Origin of the sequence: Gluconobacter potus (genome assembly GCF_015244705.1) — a bacterium.
GTDB classification, from domain to species: domain Bacteria; phylum Pseudomonadota; class Alphaproteobacteria; order Acetobacterales; family Acetobacteraceae; genus Gluconobacter; species Gluconobacter potus.
Genome location: NZ_JABCQF010000001.1, coordinates 49,585 through 69,686, shown reverse-complemented (window position 1 = coordinate 69,686; position 20,102 = coordinate 49,585). Strand labels below are relative to the sequence as shown.

The window sequence follows — 20,102 nt, the reverse complement described above, 5'->3', positions numbered from 1 at the left end:
GCCCTTCAATCAGAAATATGTTTCTCAAAGCATCTTCCTTACAGAATTTCCTTTCTGATTTTTTGCAGCCAAAAACATCTTGTTGCTATTCTGCAACAGGATGGAAATCTGTCACAAGAATCATTTTTGCTACTTTCATGTAACGAAATTTTATCATTACTATCCAGAAACCCCCTCTGAACCCAAGAGCGGCGTCTCATGGAGGTATAGATAGCAATAATGAAATCCCGGCATCGCATCTCCCTGCTCGTGACAACGGCAGTTTCCGTCATGCCCTGCATGTCTGCCCTGGCCGCAACCACCACGGCGCATCCCGCCACACGCCATCACAGCGCGAAACCCAGCAGCGCCGCTCACAGTGCTGCCCATCCTACGGCTGCGACGGCCACACCCGCCGTTGCCGCACCTCGCAAGAAGAAGACGGACGTCAATTTCACGGGCGAAGCCGAGACTATCAACGTCACCACCGGTACCCATGCGACCAACCGCAAGGCCCGTGAAAGCTCGTCCCCCGTCAGCGTGATTTCGGCTGCAACACTGCGCCATTCCGGCATGATGAACGTCGCGGATGCCCTGACCCGGACCTATGCCTCCATCAACGTGCAGGCCATGGGCGCGGATTCCTCCGCCCTGACATCTTCAATCCAGATGCGTGGCCTTGGTCCGAACGAAGTCCTGGTCCTGGTAGACGGCAAGCGCCGCCACAACACGGCCAATATCACGGCCGATGCCGGCCCGCAGTTCGGCTCCACGGGTGCCGATCTGAACACGATCCCCGCCAGCGCCATCGACCATATCGAAGTGCTGGAAGACGGTGCCGCCGCGATGTACGGCTCCGACGCCATCGCGGGCGTGGTGAACATCATCACCAAGAAGCAGGCCCACGGCATGCACACCTCGGTGCAGACCGGCGCGAACGCCTATAACGGCGACGGCTGGCAGTACAAGGTGGATGCCGACGGTGGCGTGAAATGGGGCAATGACGGCTACCTGCACATCAGCGGCGAAGTCTATCACACTGACCACATGGTCGTCGGTGCACGCGATCACCGCCTGATCGGAAGCTGGCCCAACAACGCCACCACGACGGGTTATTATAACGGTCTCGTTCCGAATGCGATGAGCGTGCCAACTGATTCCAACAAGATCATGAGCACGCCCGAAGAAACGCGCGAAAGCCTCGCCATCGATTTCGGCAAGACCATCACCGAAGGCGTGAACTTCTACGGGCTCATCACCTACATGCACCGCCACGGCGAAGCCTACGAAAACTATCGGACGCCCAATATCGCCCCCACCATGTACCCGGCCGGCTTCTCGCCGCTCGAAACATCGGAAGAAAACGATTACGCCGCCACGCTCGGCCTCAAGGGCGACAACTTCTTCGGTTTCGACTGGGATCTGAGCACCACTTATGGCGCGGACGGCAACAAGATCGGCAACAAGAACACAGCCAATACGGGCATGCTCGCCAGCACCTGCTCGACCGATCCGACCTCGTCCTATTATTCGACCGATGGCTGCGGCTGGTCGCCCAGCACGACGCGCGCCGAGACCTATCGCATGGCGCAGTGGACCAACAACCTGGACTTCCGCCGCCAGTTCAACATCGCCCATACCGTTCCGATGACGCTGGCCTTCGGTGGCGAGCATCGCCTCGAAACCTACCAGATCAAGGCCGGCACGCCGCCCTCTTATGAACTGGGTGGCACGCAGGGCTATGCCGGTCTCGGCCCCAACAGTGCCGGCAACTGGAGCCGTGACATCTGGGCGGCCTATGTCGATGGTGACTTCCACCCGCTCAAGCACTGGGATCTCGATTTCGCCGGTCGCTTCGAGCACTACACAGATGTCGGCAACACGGAGAACGGCAAGGTCTCGACCCGTTATGACGTGACCAGCAAGATTGCGCTTCGCGGCACGATCAGCACCGGCTTCCGTGCACCAACCCTGGCCGAGCAGCATTACAGCGCCATGAACGTGGACCCGACCGGCGCCTCCGGCCTGCTGCCCGTCAGCTCAACGGCCGCCCGTGTCCTGGGTGCCAGCGCCCTGAAGCCGGAGCGCTCCGTCAGCGCCAGCGGTGGTATCGTCGTGGAACCCGTGAAGAATTTCCATGTCGAAGCGGACGTCTACCAGATCAACCTGCGTGATCGCATCGTGGGTGGTGGTACCGTCAAGGGCGAAGCCGCAATCGAGGCCATTGAGGCCATGGGATACTCCCTGCCACTCAACAGCATCACGCCCGACAACGTGTCCGCCTATTACATGACCAACGGCGCCAGCACCCGCACACAGGGTCTGGACATCAAGGCGGACTATATGATCCGCTTCCACAATGCCGGTAACCTGAACCTCAGCATGGCGCTGGATCTGAACCGCACGCGCCTGCACCACAATGGTACCGACACCAACGGCAACCCGCTGCTGAATGCGCAGAACATCGCTTACATCACGACGGCCTATCCGCGCAGCAAGATCATCCTGAACGCCCTGTATACGGTCGGAAAATGGGACTTCAACGTCCGCCAGACACGGTACGGCGAAACAACCTCCATGCTGACCTACTACGACTGGACGGACAAGACGCTCCCCTGTCCGAGCGGTGGAAGCCTGGCCTATTCCAACAGCTGCTTCGCGCAGTTCAAGAATACGCCGCGCTGGCTGACCGACATCGAAGTCGGATACCGCTTCAACAGCAACTGGCATCTGGCGATCGGCGCGAACAACATCTTCAACGTCCGCCCCCGCCGCGTCCCGCAGGTCAACAACTCCCGCGGCGCCCAGATCTACGACCAGTTCTCGCTGCAGGTGCCCATCACGGGCGGTTATTACTACGGACGGATCAACGCCAACTTCTGAGCCCCTTTCCAGACTACCCCATAGGAAAAGGCGTCCCATACAGGGGCGCCTTTTCTCGTTGAGGCCGTGCCCTACACCCACCCGGGGAGAATGGACAAAAAAAGCCCCACCCCCGAAGGGATGGGACTTTTTCCGTTTCAGGCCGTCTGGTCTCAGGCGGTCTGAGCCGTTTCGACTTCACCTCCAGAAGCCAGCAGGTACGGACCTCCGGCCAGAACCTGAATAGCCAGCATGCCGAGGCTGTTCGGCTGACGGGTCGTCAGGGACAGCACAGCGTTGCCATTGGTCCAGCGGGCAGCCGCATCGTCCTGAACATCCCAGCCCGCCAGGCCGGCATCGGTCAGATGCTGATCGATGTGGATCGTGTTGCCCGAGTCGAACAGCATGACTTCACCAACCAGAACGCCGAGCTGACGACGATCATCAACGAACGGTCCCACCGTCTCGCTCGGACGGAAGGTATGGGACACGAGGCGCACTTCCGTCACGCCGGATGGGATCATGAACATCGATCGGCCATTGGCGGTCCGGACCTGATGGATGGTCTGGCCCGTGCGGGTGACAAGGTGCAGACCAGACTCTTCGGTCAGGGTCGGAACCTCGATGGTGTTCTCAAGACCGGCTTCGATGGCGCGGGCCTCGATCTCACGGAAGATCGGCTCGACCACCTCGCGGCTGACAACCAGCGGGGCTGCCGCATCATCGTTCCAGTTGCGCTCGCGGCCACCGAACGACACCACCGAACCACTCTGGCGGAACGCCTGACGGTTGCCGGTGTCGAGATAGCTTTCCGTCATCATGCCGTCCGCCATGATGACGGAGTGCTCAGCCGTTTCCACATGGAAGTAATCGTAGGACGGCAGGGAGCGATCATAGATCACGGAGCGACCGTTCACGAGCATACGGGCCGGAACGAAACCACCATTCAGGAACAGGCAGTGTTCCGGGGTGACCAGCATGTCCTTGTAAGGCACACCCTCGGCGAGCGCGTCCTTCAGGATGCGGACCGGATAACCGGCTTCGGCATCGCCCGGACCAGCCTTGGCAACCATGTGCGCGCGGCCAGCCCAGGTCACGGGCCGCTCCACGGCTTCACCGTTCACGAAGGCCAGGACCGTGCTGCCCAGACGCAGGCTCTCGACAGCGACATCGCCTTCCGGCGTGCGGATCATGCTGCCTGCGAGGAAGCAGGTCGTGACGCCGTTGTCTTCGACAACCCAGCCATTGGTACCATCCTGGACGATGGATGCCGTGGCAGCAGGCGTGAAGCCGTCAGCCGTGTGGATATCGCCATAGGTCAGTTCACGGCCGTCAGCCAGCGTAATCGTCAGAGTATAGGAGCCATCGGCATTCGGGGTGTAGGTGGCTGCCGTCGGAGCGGAAGACACACCCGAGATCCCGAAATGCGTGTTGGCGGACACACCGTTGACCACAACACTCTGGTTGTTGGCATCGTTGTTGTGCAGGAAGCCGTTGGCTTCAACATACAGCGTGTTCACCGAATTCGGATCAACAGTGATGGTGCTGATATTCTCACTCGGATTCAGAAACAGGCTGCTGCCCTGCGCCAGGCTGACCGCCCCGCCATTGATCCAGATCGGGTTCGTAGCGGTTCCCAGCGTGGCATTGATCAGGTTGATCGTGCCACCGTTGTTAACGCTGTTTCCATCGAACACGACGTTGTTGTCATTGTTCATGATCGTGATCGTGCCGTCGTCACGGTTCATGGTGACGCCGCCGAGTTCGACCTTCGACGGGGTGTTGATCAGGATTGTACCATCGTTCTCGAAACCGGCCGTAGCAAAAACATAGCCGCTGTAGTTGCTGCCGCCCTGTGCCGTGATTTCCAGCGTGCTGTTCTGCCAGACGCTAAGGCTGCGGATCTGGTTATAGGACGGTGCATTGGCGACAACCACACTCGGCGTGGTGCTGCCGGAATAACCGACATTGACGTCAGCATTCTGCTCGCTCTGCGGAATGGCATTACCGTTGAAGGAGTTGCCTGTCGTATCAACGACATGGCCCTGGCCGTCATACAGCGTCCAGTTGCTCGGATCGTACCAGTCACCACCCGTTGCCGGGCCGGTCCAGCGCCATGCATCATCATGCTGATGGAAGCTGACGGCATTGCTGCTGTACTGCGAGGCGTCACCACCGGCGCTGGCTGCGGCAGCGGCCGTCGAAGCCATCTGCTGGTGGAGGTCGCTCGTCGCGTAAGAGGCTGAAGCCGTTGCCGTACCGACATCTTCGATCAGCCAGCCATTCGATCCATCCTGGACGATCGTAGCCTGGGCCGCGGGCGTAAAGCCGTCTGCGACATTGACCGTGGGGTAAGTGATGGAATGACCGTCATCGAGCTTGATCGTCAGGGTGTAGGACCCGTCGGAATTTTCGGTGTAGGTGGCAGAGGTCGGCTTTGAAGAACCACTCAGGATGCCGAAATGGGTGTTTTCGGACACACCATTGATGACAGTACCCTGTACGGAGCCGCTGCTGTTGGAGTTGCGATCGTTGACATAGATGGTGTTGACGCTTGCCGGATCGACATTGAGCGTGGAGCCTTCACCATATAGGTCCGCAACGAGTGTGCTGTTCTGCTGGAGGTTGATCGTACCGCCGGAAATCGTAACAGGAGAGTCCACGGTCCCGAGGGTCGAGTTGACCAGGTTCAGCGTACCGTTGTTCAGGTGCGCGTCATCAAGCATCACGTTCCCGTCGTTGTTCATGATCGTCAGGGTGCCGTCACCCGTCGTCACGCCCCCAAGTTCGACCCTGGACGGAGTATCGATGATGATCGTGCCGTAGTTTTCCAGACCGGCCGTTGCGAAAACGTTTCCATTTCCACCCTGTGCGGTGATCTTCAGGGTGCTGTTCTGCCAGACGCTGAGGCTGCGGATCTGATTGTAAAGTACGGCATTCGAGACAACCACGCTCGGCGTAGTACTGCCGGAATAACCAACATTGACGTCAGCGTTCTGCTCGCTCTGCGGAATGGCATCGCCGCTGAAAGATCCGTCCGTCGTGTCCACCGTCTTGCCGGCATCGGTCAGAACCCAATTGTTTGGATCCGACCAGTCGCCACCCGTGGCGGGACCGACCCAGCGCCAGGCATAATCGTGCTGGTGAAAGCTGGTTTCGCTGCTGCAGGTAACGTCGTCGGTTCCATTGGTCGTATCGGCCATCATGAGATCTTCCAAAAAGATTTCCGGCAGAGACTCGCCGGAGCGTGTTTGTTAATTGCTAACTTTTTCAAATAAGCCGTGCAAGTTAATAATATACAAACAAATCCACATTCTGCGCACATTCGTGAATCTTTACGGGCGCGTGACATTTCCTGTCTCATGAGGGAACAGGGCTTCCGCGACGGAAGAGCCTCCTCCGGGAGGCGGGTGTGGCGTGTCGGCGATGCATGCGGTATGCTGGGACAACTGAATTCTAGCGTGGTGACCTGTCTTGACCGAGCTGACCGAGCCGACTGATCTGACCCCTTCCGGCCGTCTTCCTGTGACGATCGAGGAGGAAATGCGCTCCTCCTATCTGGCCTATGCGATGTCCGTGATCATATCGCGTGCGCTGCCGGATGTGCGGGACGGTCTGAAGCCGGTTCATCGCCGTATTCTCTATGCCATGCGCGAAAGCGGCTTCACGGCCGACAAGCCCTACCGCAAGTCAGCCCGTGCCGTCGGTGACGTGATGGGTAAATACCATCCGCATGGTGACAGCTCGATCTATGACGCCATGGTCCGGATGGCGCAGCACTGGTCCATGCGCGTCAAGCTGATCGACGGTCAGGGTAATTTCGGTTCGGTCGATGGCGACAGCCCGGCCGCCATGCGTTACACCGAGGCCCGCCTGGCCAAGGCCTCGTCCTTCCTGCTGGACGATATCGACCGCGATACCGTCGATTTCCAGCCGAACTACGACGAGAGCGAGAACGAACCGAAGGTCCTGCCCGCAGTCTTCCCGAACCTGCTCGTCAATGGAGCGGCCGGTATTGCCGTCGGCATGGCGACCAACATCCCGACGCATAATCCCGGTGAGGTCATCGACGCTACACTGGCCATGATCGCCAATCCGGCCATCGAACTCGACGAACTGATGCAGATCATCCCGGGTCCGGACTTCCCGACGGGCGGCATCATCATGGGCCGCAGCGGCATCCGTCGCGCCTATGAGACGGGTCGCGGCTCCATCCCGGTGCGCGCCCGCGCCGAGATCGAGGAGATCCGCAAAGACCGTCAGGCCATCATCATCACCGAGATCCCGTATCAGGTAAACAAGGCCACGTTGCAGGAAAAGATCGCCGATCTGGTGCGGTCCAAGGAAATCGAAGGCATTTCCGACATCCGCGACGAGTCCGACCGCTCGGGCATGCGTGTTGTCATCGAGCTCAAGCGCGATGCGACCCCGGATGTGGTTCTGAACCAGCTCTACCGCTTCACGCAGCTTCAGACATCCTTCAGCGCCAACATGCTGGCGCTTGATGACGGAAAGCCGCGGACGATGGGGCTCAAGGACATCCTGGAAGCCTTCCTGCGTTTCCGCGAGGAAGTCATCCTGCGCCGCGCCCGCTTCGATCTGAACAAGGCCCGCGACCGCGGACATCTGCTGGTCGGTCTGGTTCTGGCCGTTGCCAATATCGACGAAGTCATCGCGCTGATCCGCGCCGCCCCGGACGCCGCCACGGCCCGTGAATCGCTGATGGCCCGCGAGTGGGACGCTTCGGAAGTCATCCCGCTGCTGGAACTGATCCATGACGAGGGCAATGTCATCATTGATGGCAAAGTCCGCCTTACGGAAGCCCAGGCCCGTGGCATCCTCGAACTGCGCCTGCAGCGCCTCACGGGACTGGAGCGCGAGAAGATCCAGGGCGAACTGGGCGAAGTCGCGCAGAAGATCGGCGAACTTCTGGCCATTATCGAGAGCCGCCCGCGCCGGATGGAAGTCATGCGCGAAGAGCTTCTGGCCGCCCGTGCGGAAGTCGCCACACCGCGCGTGACGGAAATTTCCGACGCACTCGGTGACCAGACCGATGAGAGCCTGATCGAGCCAGGCCAGATGGTTGTCACCATCACGCGCGACGGCTTCATCAAGCGCACGCCGCTGGAGGTCTTCCGCTCCCAGAACCGTGGCGGCCGTGGCCGCACGGCTTCCGGACGCCGTGGAGACGATATCATCGTCCGCAGCTTCAATGCGCACACGCATCAGTGGGTGATGTTCTTCTCCTCGGGCGGCAAGGCCTACCGGATGAAGGTCTGGCATCTGCCTGAAGCCGCACCGACCGCCAAGGGCCGCGCGCTGGTCAACCTGCTGCCGGAACTGGGTACGGACTCCATCACGGCTGTTCTGCCGCTGCCGCAGGACGAGGATCTGTGGGAAGACCTGCACCTTGCCTTTGCCACGGCCAGCGGCAATGTGCGCCGCAACCGCCTGAGCGATTTCCGCAACATCCGCGCTTCCGGCCTGATCGCCATGAAGCTGGATGAGGGCGACTCCCTCATCGGCGTGGCAACCTGCCGTGAAGGTCAGGACGTGTTCCTGGCAACGAAGAATGCGCGCTGCATCCGCTTCCAGATCACGGACGAGACCCTGCGCGTGTTCGCCGGCCGTGGCAGCACGGGCGTGCGCGGCATCCGTCTGGGTGACGGCGATGCTGTCATTTCGCTGTGCATCCTCAACCACGTGGATGCCAGCGTCGAGGAGCGTGCGGCCTATCTGCGCATGGCCAATGCCAAGCGCCGCGCCGAAAACGCCGCCCTGGATGACAGCACCGAGGACGAAACCGTTTCCGGTGATGAGGAAACCGTCGAGATCACGGGTGATCTGACGCAGGAGCGTTTCGAGGAACTGGAACAGCAGGAAGAAATCCTCCTGACCGTGACGGATGGCGGCTTCGGTCGCCGCTCCTCGGCCTATGACTACCGTGTGTCGGGCCGTGGTGGTCAGGGCATCACCAACATGACCTTCTCCGCGAACCGTCGCGGCAAGGAAGTGGTGGGCACGCTGCCGACGCTCGATGGAACGGACGTCATGCTGGTTACGGATACGGGTCGCCTGATCCGCCTGCCGGTCTCGCAGGTCCGCGTCATGGCCCGTCAGGCCAGCGGTGTGACGCTGTTCCGCCTGAATGACAGCGAGACGGTCATCTGCGTGTTCCCGGTTCTGGAAGACGACACGGAAGAGGGTGATACCGACGAAGGCTCCGAAGCTGGTGCCAGGGTGATTGGCGAGGCAGGCGCCTCCGAAACCACTTCCGAAGCGCCCCCCGCTGGTGACGATGCTGCACCTGAGGCCTGACGTGCCGACCGATCCCCGTGTCGGGTTCTATCCCGGCACGTTCGATCCGGTCACGTTCGGGCATCTCGACATCATCCACAGGGCTTCGGCCCTGTTCGACCGGCTTCTGGTCGGCGTAGCGGTCAATGAAGGCAAGCAGCCGCTGCTGGATCTGGACGCGCGCCTTGCCGCTTTGCGGCATGAAGTGGACAGGCTGCCACATGGTGATCGGATCGAGGTCGTCGGCTTCGATACGCTGCTGGTCGATGCCGTCCGGCAGGCAGGCGCAGGCACAGTCGTGCGCGGGCTGCGATCCGGCGGGGATTTCGACTATGAGAGCCAGCTTTCCGGTGCGCTGCGTCGTCTGGCTCCGGAAATCGAGACGGTCTTCCTGCTGTCTTCTGAAGAACATCGCAGCACGGCCAGCAGGATCGTGAAGGAAATCGCACGGCTGGGGGGCGATATTTCTCCCTTCGTCAGCGAAGATGTTGCACGTATCGTCTTGTCGAAACTGGGCCGAGGGCCGACATAAGAGCCTTCAATGATTTCTGGAAGGTTCCAAGATGTCCGATACTGCAGTGCCCGACGGCAACAAGCTGGTTTTCGAGCTCAAGACTGGCAAGGTCGTCATCGATCTGCGCCCTGACCTGGCCCCGCTGGCGTGCGAGCGCCTCAAGCTCCTGGCCACCGAAGGGTTCTATAACGGCGTGGCGTTCCATCGCGTGATCGAAGGCTTCATGGCCCAGGGTGGCGATCCGACGGGAACCGGCACGAGCGGCAGCTCCTATCCGGACCTCAAGGCCGAATTCACGGACAAGGCCAAGTTCGAGCGCGGCACGGTGGGCATGGCCCGCACGATGGCCCCACACTCCGCCAACAGCCAGTTCTTCATCATGTTCGCCGACAGTCCGCATCTGAACGGTCAGTACACGATCGTCGGCAAGGTGATCGAAGGCATGGAATATGTGGATCAGCTCAAGCGCGGTTCGGGCGCAGGCGGCGTGGTCAAGGACCCCGACACTATCGTCAAGGCTTATGTCGAAGCCTGATTTTCGCTGAAACGCGGAATACTGCGAAAGCCGGTGCAGGAATGCACCGGCTTTTTTATGCCGTTTTCCAGAAACGCGCATCATAAGCAGCGCTTATGAAAAGATAGAAACATAAGATTTCACTCTTCTTTTTCCCAATCGTAAGGTCGTCACGATCAGAAAAGGAAGAATAAAAATGATGATCAGGAAATCAGTTCTGGCATTCGACGCAGTGTTATTATCCTGCGCACTTACCCTGTCCGCCTGTTCAAACGGCACTGTCAGCGGAATGGACGGACGCAGCCAGTTTGCGAATGCCATTGCTGTCACGACTCCCGACCCGACCAGTATTCCGGACCGCGCAATTTTCTAAGACTTTATCTACAGCACCCCAGAGAACGAAATCATGGCGGATGTCGGCTGACATCCACCATTTTTATTGGCCCATGTTTTCCTGACAGGATCAGAACGGGATTTCGTCGTCCAGATCGTTGTCCGGCGGGGCATCCCAACCGCCATTGCTGCCACCCGAGCGGTTTCCACCACCCGCTGCACCACTGGCGCTTCCACGGGATCCTCCACCGAAACCGCCCGAGCCGCCCCGACTTCCACCGCCAAAGCCGCCACCATTGCCGCCCCCGCCATAGCCGCCACCGTTGTCAAAACCGCCATCATCGCCACCACCGCCGCGATTGCTGTCGATCAGCACCAGATCTCCACGGAAACGGTCGATCACCACTTCCGTCGTATACTTTTCCTGACCGGACTGATCGGTCCACTTCCGGGTGCGGAGTTCACCCTCGATGTAAACCTTGCGGCCCTTGCGAAGGAACCGTTCGGCCACGTCGGCCGTGCGCTCGTTGAAGATCACGACACGATGCCATTCGGTGCGCTCCTTGCGCTCGCCGGTCTGACGGTCATTCCATGTGTCGGATGTCGCAATGGTCAGGTTGACGATCTTCGTTCCCGACTGCGTGTTGCGGACTTCCGGGTCCTTGCCCAGATTTCCGACCAGAATCACCTTGTTGACGCTGCCTGCCATTCCCGTCCCAACCAATTTTCTCGAATTGTTCTTTTCATACGTACGTAAGTTCCCATCTAATGGGGAACAATCCAACGCCATTCAAGCGCGTTCGATCTCACAACTGCCTTTTCTCCACATTCCGGAGTCCCCGTGAGCTTTCCAGACAACCATTCGATCCGTGTCCGTGGGGCCCGCGCCCATAATCTCAAGAACATCGATGCCACGATCCCCCGTGATTCCCTGACGATCATCACAGGCCTCTCGGGCTCCGGAAAATCCTCTCTGGCCTTCGACACGATCTATGCCGAGGGCCAGCGGCGGTATGTGGAAAGCCTCTCCGCCTATGCCCGCCAGTTCCTCGAACTGATGGGCAAGCCGGATGTGGACTCCATTGAGGGCCTCTCCCCGGCCATCTCGATCGAGCAGAAAACCACTTCCAAGAACCCCCGCTCGACCGTGGGGACGATCACGGAAATCCACGACTACATGCGTCTGCTCTGGGCGCGTGTCGGCATTCCCTATTCCCCCGCGACCGGCCTGCCGATCGAGGCGCAGACCGTCAGCCAGATGGTGGACCGGGTCATGGCCATGCCGGACGGTATGCGCCTGATGCTGCTCGCACCCGTCGTCCGGGACCGCAAGGGCGACTGCAAGCGCGAACTGGCTGAACTCACACGCAAGGGCTTCACCCGCGTAAAGATCGACGGCGAGTTGTATGAAATTGCCGAAGCCCCGGAGCTGAACCGCAAGACGCGCCATACGGTCGAGGTCGTGGTGGACCGGATTGTCGTCAAGGAAGGGATCGAATCCCGCCTGGCCGACAGCTTCGAGACTGCGCTCGAGCTCTCGGACGGTCTGGCCTACGCCGAGGAAGTCAAACGTGCAGGGGAAAAAGAAGCCCCGGCGCATGTCGTGTTCTCGTCCCGCTTCGCCTGCCCCGTCTCCGGCTTCACGATCGAGGAGATCGAGCCTCGCCTGTTCTCCTTCAACGCGCCAATGGGCGCCTGCCCGGTCTGTGACGGTATCGGCACCGAGACCCATTTCGACGCCAACCTGATTGTCCCGGATGATAGCCTGACCCTGGCCGAAGGCGCCATCGCCCCGTGGAAAGGCGCGAGCACGGACTGGTACGACCAGACGCTCGCCGCCCTCGCCCGCCATTGCGGCGACAACATGAATACCCCCTGGAGCGAGCTTCAGCCCGCAACGCAGGACCTCATCATCAACGGTTCGAAAGAGCCGATCGACATTCCCTACAGCGATGGGGGGAAGGTCCATATCATCACCAAGCCGTTCGAAGGCGTGCTGAAAAACCTGCGCCGCCGCATGGCCCAGACGGACAGCATGTGGGTGCGCGAGGAGCTCTCCCGCTACCAGTCCGACAAGCCGTGCCATGCCTGTCACGGCGCGCGCCTCAAGCCCGAAGCCCTGTGCGTGAAGGTCAAGGACCTCAACATCGCCGAAGCCTCGGACATGCCCATCCGCAAGGCGCTCGACTGGTTCTCCACCGTGGAAGCCACCCTCACGCCCCAGCGCGCCGAGATTGCCCGCCGCATCCTGCGCGAAATCACGGACCGCCTGCACTTCCTCGATGATGTCGGGCTGGACTACCTCACCCTGTCGCGCGGTTCCGCCACCCTCTCCGGCGGCGAAAGCCAGCGCATCCGTCTGGCCTCGCAGATCGGTTCGGGCCTGACGGGCGTGCTGTATGTGCTCGACGAACCCTCCATCGGCCTGCACCAGCGCGACAATGAACGCCTGCTCGGCACGCTCGACCGCCTCAAGCGCCTCGGCAACACCGTTATCGTCGTCGAACATGACGAGGACGCCATCCGTGCCGCCGATTATCTGATCGACATGGGACCGGGCGCGGGCAAGCTCGGCGGCGAAGTCATCGCCGTCGGCACCCCGGCAGAGGTCGCCAAAAATCCTAACAGCATCACCGGCGCCTATCTGTCAGGCCGCAAGGTCATTCCCGTGCCGACCGAACGTCGCAAGCCCAGCGGCATGCTCACCCTGCACGGCGCACGCGGCAACAACCTCAAGGATCTGACGGTCGATTTCCCGCTTGGCACCTTCATTGCCGTCACGGGCGTTTCGGGTGGCGGTAAATCCACGCTGGTCATCGACACGCTGTACAAGGCGCTGTCCCGCCAGCTCATGAAATCGAGCCAGACACCGCTGCCCTATGACCGGCTGGAGGGTGTGGACAACCTCGACAAGATTATCGAAATCGACCAGTCCCCAATCGGCCGCACACCGCGCTCCAACCCCGCGACCTATACGGACCTGTTTGCCCCGATCCGCGACTGGTTCGCCGAACTGCCCGAGTCCAAAGCGCGCGGCTACAAACCGGGCCGCTTCTCCTTCAACGTGAAGGGTGGCCGCTGCGAAGCCTGTCAGGGCGACGGTGTTCTCAAGATCGAGATGCACTTTCTGCCGGACGTGTACGTGACCTGCGACACCTGCAAGGGCGCGCGATACAACCGCGAAACGCTGGATGTGAAGTTCCGCGGCAAATCCATCGCGGACGTGCTGTCCATGACCGTGGACGAGGCCCTGCCGTTCTTTCAGGCTGCTCCCAAGATCCGCGACCGTCTCGCCATTCTGCAACAGGTCGGGCTGGGCTATGTCGCCCTCGGCCAGCAGGCCACCACGCTCTCGGGCGGTGAGGCCCAGCGCGTCAAACTGTCGAAGGAACTGGCCAAGCGCGCCACCGGCCGTACAGTCTATATCCTCGACGAACCCACGACCGGCCTGCACACGGAAGACGTCCGCAAGCTGCTCGAAGTGCTGCACACCCTCGTCGATCAGGGCAACACGGTTCTGGTGATCGAGCACAACCTCGAAGTCATCAAGACGGCCGACTGGCTGATCGATATCGGCCCGGAAGGCGGGGATGGCGGCGGTCAGGTCGTCGCAGCCGGAACGCCGGAAGACATCGCCGCCTGCAAGGCCAGCCATACCGGCCGCTTCCTGGCCCCGCTGCTGGACGCACCGGGCGCAAGACAGCCGCGCAAGGTCACGGCCACCAAAATTACACAGGCCATGCTCGCCGCCAGCCTGCCGCCCCCAAAAGCCGAACGCACGGCCGCGAAAAAGGCAAAGGCCGCCAAAGAGAAAGCAGCGGAAAAAGCTACTGAGAAGAAACCCAGAGGCCGCCCCGCCGGATCCCGCAACAAAACCAAAGCCTGAACCCGGTCCGGTACTTCAGAACCCATTGATAGGACAACAGATAATGATGCCATAACCAGCCGCAAAGACTGGTCAGGGGGAAAGCGGGAGGCCTGCTATAATTTGACAGGCGTCATATCTGGGAGTGTTCTATTCGGTTTCTGGATGAATTGACTGTCGGGTGGTATTGTCTCCCTTTCCAAAAACCCATTGAGCGAAAATATTATGCAAATTTTTGCCGCTCGCAGCTTCCATCGCCCGTTCCAGGTCGATGCTGGTAACGGTTCCACCGGCATGAGCCCGAGTGTAATTCCGCAGACCTTTCCAGAAAGCAGCGTCCCCTAAGGTATCTCTCAGGTACGCCATGAAGATGGCTCCCTTGTTGTATTGTATTGCGCGACGGATGCTTAAACTTGGATAAGGTCCGCTCCATGTAAGAGGCTTATCAAAGCCTTCAGATTTTACTGTATCCCATCGACGCTGCGAAACTGCGAGTTCAGCATCATAAGCCGCGTGACCGTAGCGGTACTCTTTCCACGCGGCTGTCATGAAGGTCGTAATTCCTTCATTGAGCCAGAAATCGTTCAAGGTTTCACATGTGACGAGGTTTCCCCACCACTCATGGGTTAATTCGTGAACGATAACCCACTCCTCGGCAGGATCATTTTGATTTTTTGGGAGCTCGTCCGTCCCGATAACTGAATAGGTTGCGGCTTCCTGTGCTTCGTTTCCGCTGACCAGTAGCTGCGTATATTCCGTAACCGGGAGTGGCAGGCCCGCCTTGTCTGATAAGAAGCGGACCATTTCAGGTGTTGCTGCAAACTGCCGCTTTAATATGATTTTATCGACGGTATCACTGAGATAGGTTAACTTTGCTGATCCGACATTTTCGCTGGTTCTGGCAAACTGACCGACGGCAAAACCATACAAATAGGATGAGTAAGGTCTCGGCGCCTCCCAACTCTGTATTTCGCTTCCTTCAGGTCCCGCTCTTTTTGAAACAAGCTTTCCGATTGATACAGTCTGCATTCCGGCCGGAACCTGAAGTGCGAGGGAAAACGCTGCCTTATTGCTGAACTTGTCTTGCAGGCAGACCATCCAGTCGCAGGCAAAATAACTTGTATAAAGCGTGGTAACCGAGCGTGCGAAACCTCGCTCGGGACGGCCATGATAAGTAAGCTCAATCGTGACAGGACTATTCTTTGCAAGCGTCCTCGGCATAGGAAAAACGATGCGATCAGCATCTGAAACTGGTATGACAGGTATGCCGTCTAATGTCGCCCTGTCTATGACCAGCGCGTTGCCTGAGAATACGATGCTATTGGCATGGTTATCAGTCATATGAAGCAGAATTGTCTCAGAACCTAAAATAGTCCCGTTCATTATATCGGGCTTCACTTTCAGGGTGTATTTTTTTACCTCAAAGCCAGAACCAGGTATTGAACTGGAAAATGCGGGTTTCACAAGAGACATCGCGATTAAACATGCAAAAATGGACCGCAATTTTGAAATTCCGCTTTGTGGTGAACGAGTATATTGAGGTTTACAAATGATGGTTTCTTACACGGAAAATTTAACTTCGTAATATGTCCGGAATAAGGGCGAAAGAGACCGACAATGATTTGGGCACGGAACCTCAGACCGTTCCCATGATGAGGAACGACCAAAAAACAAAGAGTACCTTTACCCCTAGCCGCTCCTCTTACTTCTGACGAACGCCCAGATGGCCGGCCCGCCGTGCCTGTGCCAGCGCTTCCTGACGCTCACGCTCGGCATAGCGGTGGCGCTGCTCTTCCGTGCGCTCGTTATGGCAATGCGGGCACGACACACCCTGCACGAACAGCGGCGAGGCCTTGTCGTGCGCGTTCAGCGGCCGACGGCAGGCATGGCAGACATCATGCGTCCCGATTTCCAGCCCATGCTTCACCGAAACACGCTGGTCGAACACGAAGCACTCGCCTTCCCACAGGCTTTCCTCTTCCGGCACGGTCTCCAGATATTTCAGGATGCCGCCCTTGAGGTGATAAACCTCGTCCACCCCTTCCGCCCGCGCAAAGGACGTCGATTTCTCGCAGCGGATGCCACCCGTGCAGAACATCGCGATCTTCGGCAGACGCCCTTTCGCTTCGAGTTCCTGCCGACGCTTGCGGAACCATTCGGGAAATTCGCGGAATGATTTCGTCTTGGGATCTTCGGCGCCTTTGAACGTCCCGATCGCCACTTCATAATCGTTGCGCGTATCAATCAGGATCGTGTCCGGATCGGAAATCAGCGCGTTCCAGTCCTCCGGCGCCACATACCGCCCCACGCCCTGACGCGGGTCGATATCCGGCTCCCCCATCGTGACGATTTCCTTTTTCAGCCGCACCTTCATGCGACGAAACGGCAATTCCGGAGCCCGCGAGTCCTTGCTCTCCAGTTCCGCACAGCCCGGCAACGCGCGGATATGCGCCATCACGCGCTCCATGCCCTCATCCGTCCCGGCAATCGTCCCGTTGATTCCCTCGCGCGCCAGAAGCAGGATCCCCTTGATCCCTTCCTTTTCGCACAGCTCAAGCAAGGACCCGCGCAATGCGGCCGGATCTTCGAACGGCGTGAAATGATACAGCGCGACAATGCGGATCGGCTCGAAAGTATCGGACATGAGGCAGGCATCCGGCTACCGGGACCGCAGACACAGCCGCGATCGGATGAAAAAGACAGCCCCGCAGATATCAGGGCCAAAGCCGTCATGCCAGCCCCGCTTCATCGCAGGACCATAACCTTTCCCCCATATCCGAAAGGCATGATGGACAGCGTACAGCCCCAATGGCAGAAATACCCCCTCCCCGAACAGCGCAGCAGATCCATGAAACACCCTTCCACACTGGATCAGATGCTCCTGCTTCTGAGGAAATATGCCTTCCTGTGCGGAGTAGCCCTGTCACTGGTCGTGACACTCGCCTGCTGCCATGCCTGGACGGCGCACAACCTCTTCCACCCGGACAGTTTCACGCCCGCAAATGACCCTTCCATGAAATTCCTCATGGAAGAATGCCATATCGCGAGAAACACCATTTCGGTTTCCGGCTGGATCCATTCAGACATCTGGCCCGGCGACGGAACCGCCCTGATCAACAGGTCGATCTTCATCGACAATGACATGTTCCGGCATGCCCTGGATCACACCAGCCTGCTGTCCTTTCTCCACACGCGATACATGACCTGGTCCGGCAGGATCTTTATCGAAGGCGCTCTAGCTGAAAACCATCCGGTATCCCCTCTTCTGGCGAGCCCTCATCCCGTTCTGTGCCATTCTACTGGCCTATGCGATCTGGTCCTGCACCCTGCGCCCCGCCCTCCGGTCCGGCATGGGAATTCCGCTGGTCATGGGCCTGTTCCTGCTGCTGCCCCACGAGGTAAGTGAAGAGTCGGTGTACTGGCTCTCGGGCTTCTACAATTACCTTTTCCCGATTTCCTTCGCCTTCTTCTCGATCAGCGTTTTCCTGCGCCAGGACGATGCAGGCAAAACCCTGCGCATCCTGTCCATCGCGGCGCTGCCCATCGGCTGTTCAATCGAACAGTCCTCGCTGCTTCTGCTCTTCTGCACGGCCGTCTCCACTCTTCGACGCCGAACCATGTCCCTGTATGGCGGCCTTTATCTGACGATCGCCGCTGCCATTTCCGCAACCGTTCTGGCTGCCCCCGGAAATGGCCGCCGTTACGTCGCGGAAATCAGCAACTGGCTGCCCGAATTTCCCCAGTTCGGCATGATCCAGAAACTCTCGCTGGCGATCGACCGCATCCATCGCGCCTGCGTCAGCACAGACAATCATATCCTGCTCGCAGCCCTGATCCTGTCCATCTGCTTCCTAGCTGTCGTCAAACGGAACAGGGGCGTTCAGGACGTGGCAGCCATGGGCGTGATGCTGCTCAACATCCTGCTCATGCTGCCTTTCGGTCCGGGTCTTCAGAAAATGCTCACCGCCCTGCGCTGCGACCGGTTCATCTATGATCTGAACTGGGTGTATCTGAATACCTATGTCGCGTTTTTTCTGACGCTGTGCATGATCGTCTCGATCCTGTGGTGCGCCCTGTCCCTGAAAGACTCCCCCACCGTCCTGTCCTTCCTGGTGGGCGGGTTCGCCGTGACCTTTCTGACAGGCCTTTCCCCCACGATCTATGCCTCCAGCCACCGCATCCTGCTCGTGATGGAACTCGGTCTGGTGGTCTATGTCTGCGCCTTGATCGAAGCCCTGCTCATACCGCTACGGGCGCGCAACGCTCTGCGCCCGCAAGTCCCCGATCCGTCATCAGCCGCCTGATGGTGTGAATAACCTGCGTCCCGGTAATCAGGCGGGAGCACTCGAACTGCCGGTCCGTCCCCTTGTGCCGCGGGCACCAGAAGAAGTCCTTGTGATCGAACTGGAACGCCGGATCATTCCAGCATGAATTGCAGGTGTGCCAGTTGATGACCCGATAAGGCGTGGCGAACTCGTTGTCCGGATGCGTGAACCCTGAAATCATCACCACCGGCGTTCCCGCCGCATGCGCCAGCCACGCCAGCCCACTCGACAGACCAATGAAGAAGCTCGCATGTTTCAGCCAGCGTGCACGCTCGGTCAGCGGCCGACTGCCGGTCTGATCCTCGGCCCCGTGCGGGATATGGTTATAGACATAACCCGTGCCGTGATACGGCTTCTGATCGATGCAGATGACGCGATATCCCGCCTTTTTCAGAAACGCGATCACCTCATGCCAGCCGCCGGGATTGTTCCAGTACTTGCACTGTGTACTGGCCTGCGTGGCGATGACCACATACGGCTCCGCAACGGGCGGTAGTTCGCCATCGGGAATGGTGATGCCCGGCGGCGCATCGTTCCAGGGATCCACGCCAAGAATGTAAGCCGCCGTCCGGTGCAGCCCGACATGACGGAAATCCGTCGGCTGGCGGGTATGGTCCTTATCCGCGAAAAACAGCCCGATATTGTAGCTTGCATAGAACCGGGCCGTGAAATCCAGTTCCGCCTTCAGGCGGTCATGCCCCACGAGCGTCAGTTCCGGATTGGCGTCCATCACAAGCGGCAAAATCGCTTCGGAGACCGAGCACGTCACCTGCGCCCCGCTCTCCTGCGCCAGACGCCGCACCGCAGGAAGCCAGGCCAGCGTATCCCCCAGCGTTCCGACCGGAAGCTGCACCAGAACCGGCCGCCCCGACAGCGCCAGATCATGATGCAGCACCTGCTCCGGCGTCTCGCCCGGCTGCTCCAGCCAGACATCCACCCGAAACGGCACGAAGAACTTCTTGGTGGACGCCACCGTGCCGCCCTTCAGACGCGCATCGAACAGCACATTTCCAGTCACATGGTCCGAAAGCCGTACATGCCATTGCGAACCCGACGGCACACCATCGCGCTCCAGGGACGGCACCATGACACGCGCCCCATCATTGAAATCGAACCACACACCCCGCGCACCTTCCAGAACCGGCACACGCGGCGGAGCCAGATAAGGTCCTTCGATGCTGCCAGACGCCGGCGGCGCTGAACCATCATCGCCGCCGGTGCCTGAATCCGTCACATCCGCCTTTTCCGGAACGGGCACGGCATCCATACCGCTCATCTTTCCGTCCACGGAAACGGCAAGCCCTTCCGGCACATCCAGCGCAACAGGCGGTAAAACAGGATCATTCGGCATCATTGGCGGATACTCCAGAGCTCATGCTGAAGAACGCGCCAGGAGCCGGTTCTTCCTGCCAG

Annotated in this window: 13 protein-coding genes; 7 read left to right on the top strand and 6 right to left on the bottom strand. The window is 59.5% G+C overall.

What is annotated here, in order from left to right; genetic code table 11:
• The first annotated feature begins 219 nt into the window (after positions 1 to 219).
• The gene (locus HKD31_RS00280) at positions 220 to 2,862 is read left to right on the top strand and encodes a TonB-dependent receptor plug domain-containing protein (RefSeq protein ID WP_194264024.1); all 2,643 of its coding nucleotides are present in this window, start codon (positions 220 to 222) and stop codon (positions 2,860 to 2,862) included.
• Positions 2,863 to 3,014: 152 nt separating this feature from the next.
• Here HKD31_RS00280 and HKD31_RS00275 read toward each other — a convergent pair whose 3' ends face one another.
• Positions 3,015 to 6,047, bottom strand: coding sequence for a Hint domain-containing protein (locus HKD31_RS00275; protein ID WP_228120095.1), 3,033 nt, complete (start codon positions 6,045 to 6,047; stop codon positions 3,015 to 3,017).
• A 337-nt stretch (positions 6,048 to 6,384) separates the two neighbouring features.
• On the opposite strand from HKD31_RS00275, the gene gyrA reads away from it, so the two are divergent.
• The 3 genes from gyrA to HKD31_RS00260 are packed head-to-tail and all read left to right on the top strand — an operon-like array spanning position 6,385 to position 10,187.
• Entirely contained in the window at positions 6,385 to 9,159 is a 2,775-nt protein-coding gene (gyrA, locus tag HKD31_RS00270) for a DNA gyrase subunit A (protein WP_370543883.1), read from the top strand.
• A complete protein-coding gene (coaD, locus tag HKD31_RS00265) occupies positions 9,140 to 9,670 on the top strand; it encodes a pantetheine-phosphate adenylyltransferase (RefSeq protein WP_194264122.1) in 531 nt (176 codons plus the stop codon). Before gyrA ends, coaD begins: the two co-directional genes overlap by 20 nt.
• Positions 9,671 to 9,701: 31 nt before the next feature.
• Positions 9,702 to 10,187: a peptidylprolyl isomerase gene (locus tag HKD31_RS00260; RefSeq protein ID WP_194264026.1), complete on the top strand. Its 486-nt coding sequence runs from the start codon at positions 9,702 to 9,704 to the stop codon at positions 10,185 to 10,187.
• Between the two features lie 93 nt (positions 10,188 to 10,280).
• On the opposite strand, the gene HKD31_RS15990 is transcribed toward HKD31_RS00260, so the two are convergent.
• On the bottom strand, positions 10,281 to 10,487 hold the full coding sequence (locus HKD31_RS15990; RefSeq protein WP_194264027.1) for a hypothetical protein: 207 nt from the start codon (positions 10,485 to 10,487) through the stop codon (positions 10,281 to 10,283).
• Positions 10,488 to 10,629: 142 nt separating this feature from the next.
• Positions 10,630 to 11,208 carry a single-stranded DNA-binding protein gene (ssb, locus tag HKD31_RS00250; RefSeq protein WP_194264028.1) on the bottom strand — a complete coding sequence of 193 codons (579 nt, stop codon included), beginning with the start codon at positions 11,206 to 11,208 and terminating at the stop codon, positions 10,630 to 10,632.
• 132 nt (positions 11,209 to 11,340) lie between these two features.
• On the opposite strand from ssb, the gene uvrA reads away from it, so the two are divergent.
• Positions 11,341 to 14,385, top strand: coding sequence for an excinuclease ABC subunit UvrA (gene uvrA / locus HKD31_RS00245; RefSeq protein WP_194264029.1), 3,045 nt, complete (start codon positions 11,341 to 11,343; stop codon positions 14,383 to 14,385).
• A gap of 129 nt (positions 14,386 to 14,514) precedes the next feature.
• On the opposite strand, the gene HKD31_RS00240 is transcribed toward uvrA, so the two are convergent.
• Together HKD31_RS00240 and trhO are read right to left on the bottom strand one after the other, a co-directional pair.
• Positions 14,515 to 15,867: a M1 family aminopeptidase gene (locus tag HKD31_RS00240; protein ID WP_228120094.1), complete on the bottom strand. Its 1,353-nt coding sequence runs from the start codon at positions 15,865 to 15,867 to the stop codon at positions 14,515 to 14,517.
• Between the two features lie 199 nt (positions 15,868 to 16,066).
• Positions 16,067 to 17,008: an oxygen-dependent tRNA uridine(34) hydroxylase TrhO gene (gene trhO, locus HKD31_RS00235; RefSeq protein WP_194264030.1), complete on the bottom strand. Its 942-nt coding sequence runs from the start codon at positions 17,006 to 17,008 to the stop codon at positions 16,067 to 16,069.
• A 204-nt stretch (positions 17,009 to 17,212) separates the two neighbouring features.
• Here trhO and HKD31_RS00230 point away from each other — a divergent pair, with 204 nt between their 5' ends.
• A complete protein-coding gene (locus HKD31_RS00230; protein WP_194264031.1) occupies positions 17,213 to 17,770 on the top strand; it encodes a hypothetical protein in 558 nt (185 codons plus the stop codon).
• Positions 17,733 to 18,668, top strand: coding sequence for a hypothetical protein (locus HKD31_RS00225; protein ID WP_194264032.1), 936 nt, complete (start codon positions 17,733 to 17,735; stop codon positions 18,666 to 18,668). The genes HKD31_RS00230 and HKD31_RS00225 overlap by 38 nt, the downstream gene beginning before the upstream one ends.
• Here HKD31_RS00225 and HKD31_RS00220 read toward each other — a convergent pair.
• On the bottom strand, positions 18,604 to 20,043 hold the full coding sequence (locus tag HKD31_RS00220; protein WP_228120093.1) for an autotransporter strand-loop-strand O-heptosyltransferase: 1,440 nt from the start codon (positions 20,041 to 20,043) through the stop codon (positions 18,604 to 18,606). The genes HKD31_RS00225 and HKD31_RS00220 overlap by 65 nt on opposite strands.
• Between the last annotated feature and the right edge of the window lie 59 nt (positions 20,044 to 20,102).

Excerpts from the sequence above, each read along its gene's own strand:
- HKD31_RS00280 (WP_194264024.1), top strand. The coding sequence starts at position 220 with ATGAAATCCCGGCATCGCATCTCCCTGCTCGTGACAACGGCAGTTTCC.
- HKD31_RS00275 (WP_228120095.1), bottom strand. The coding sequence starts at position 6,047 with ATGATGGCCGATACGACCAATGGAACCGACGACGTTACCTGCAGCAGC.
- gyrA (WP_370543883.1), top strand. The coding sequence starts at position 6,385 with ATGCGCTCCTCCTATCTGGCCTATGCGATGTCCGTGATCATATCGCGT.
- coaD (WP_194264122.1), top strand. The coding sequence starts at position 9,140 with ATGCTGCACCTGAGGCCTGACGTGCCGACCGATCCCCGTGTCGGGTTC.
- HKD31_RS00260 (WP_194264026.1), top strand. The coding sequence starts at position 9,702 with ATGTCCGATACTGCAGTGCCCGACGGCAACAAGCTGGTTTTCGAGCTC.
- HKD31_RS15990 (WP_194264027.1), bottom strand. The coding sequence starts at position 10,487 with ATGGCATTCGCAAACTGGCTGCGTCCGTCCATTCCGCTGACAGTGCCG.
- ssb (WP_194264028.1), bottom strand. The coding sequence starts at position 11,208 with ATGGCAGGCAGCGTCAACAAGGTGATTCTGGTCGGAAATCTGGGCAAG.
- trhO (WP_194264030.1), bottom strand. The coding sequence starts at position 17,008 with ATGTCCGATACTTTCGAGCCGATCCGCATTGTCGCGCTGTATCATTTC.
- HKD31_RS00230 (WP_194264031.1), top strand. The coding sequence starts at position 17,213 with ATGAAACACCCTTCCACACTGGATCAGATGCTCCTGCTTCTGAGGAAA.
- HKD31_RS00225 (WP_194264032.1), top strand. The coding sequence starts at position 17,733 with ATGGGCCTGTTCCTGCTGCTGCCCCACGAGGTAAGTGAAGAGTCGGTG.
- HKD31_RS00220 (WP_228120093.1), bottom strand. The coding sequence starts at position 20,043 with ATGATGCCGAATGATCCTGTTTTACCGCCTGTTGCGCTGGATGTGCCG.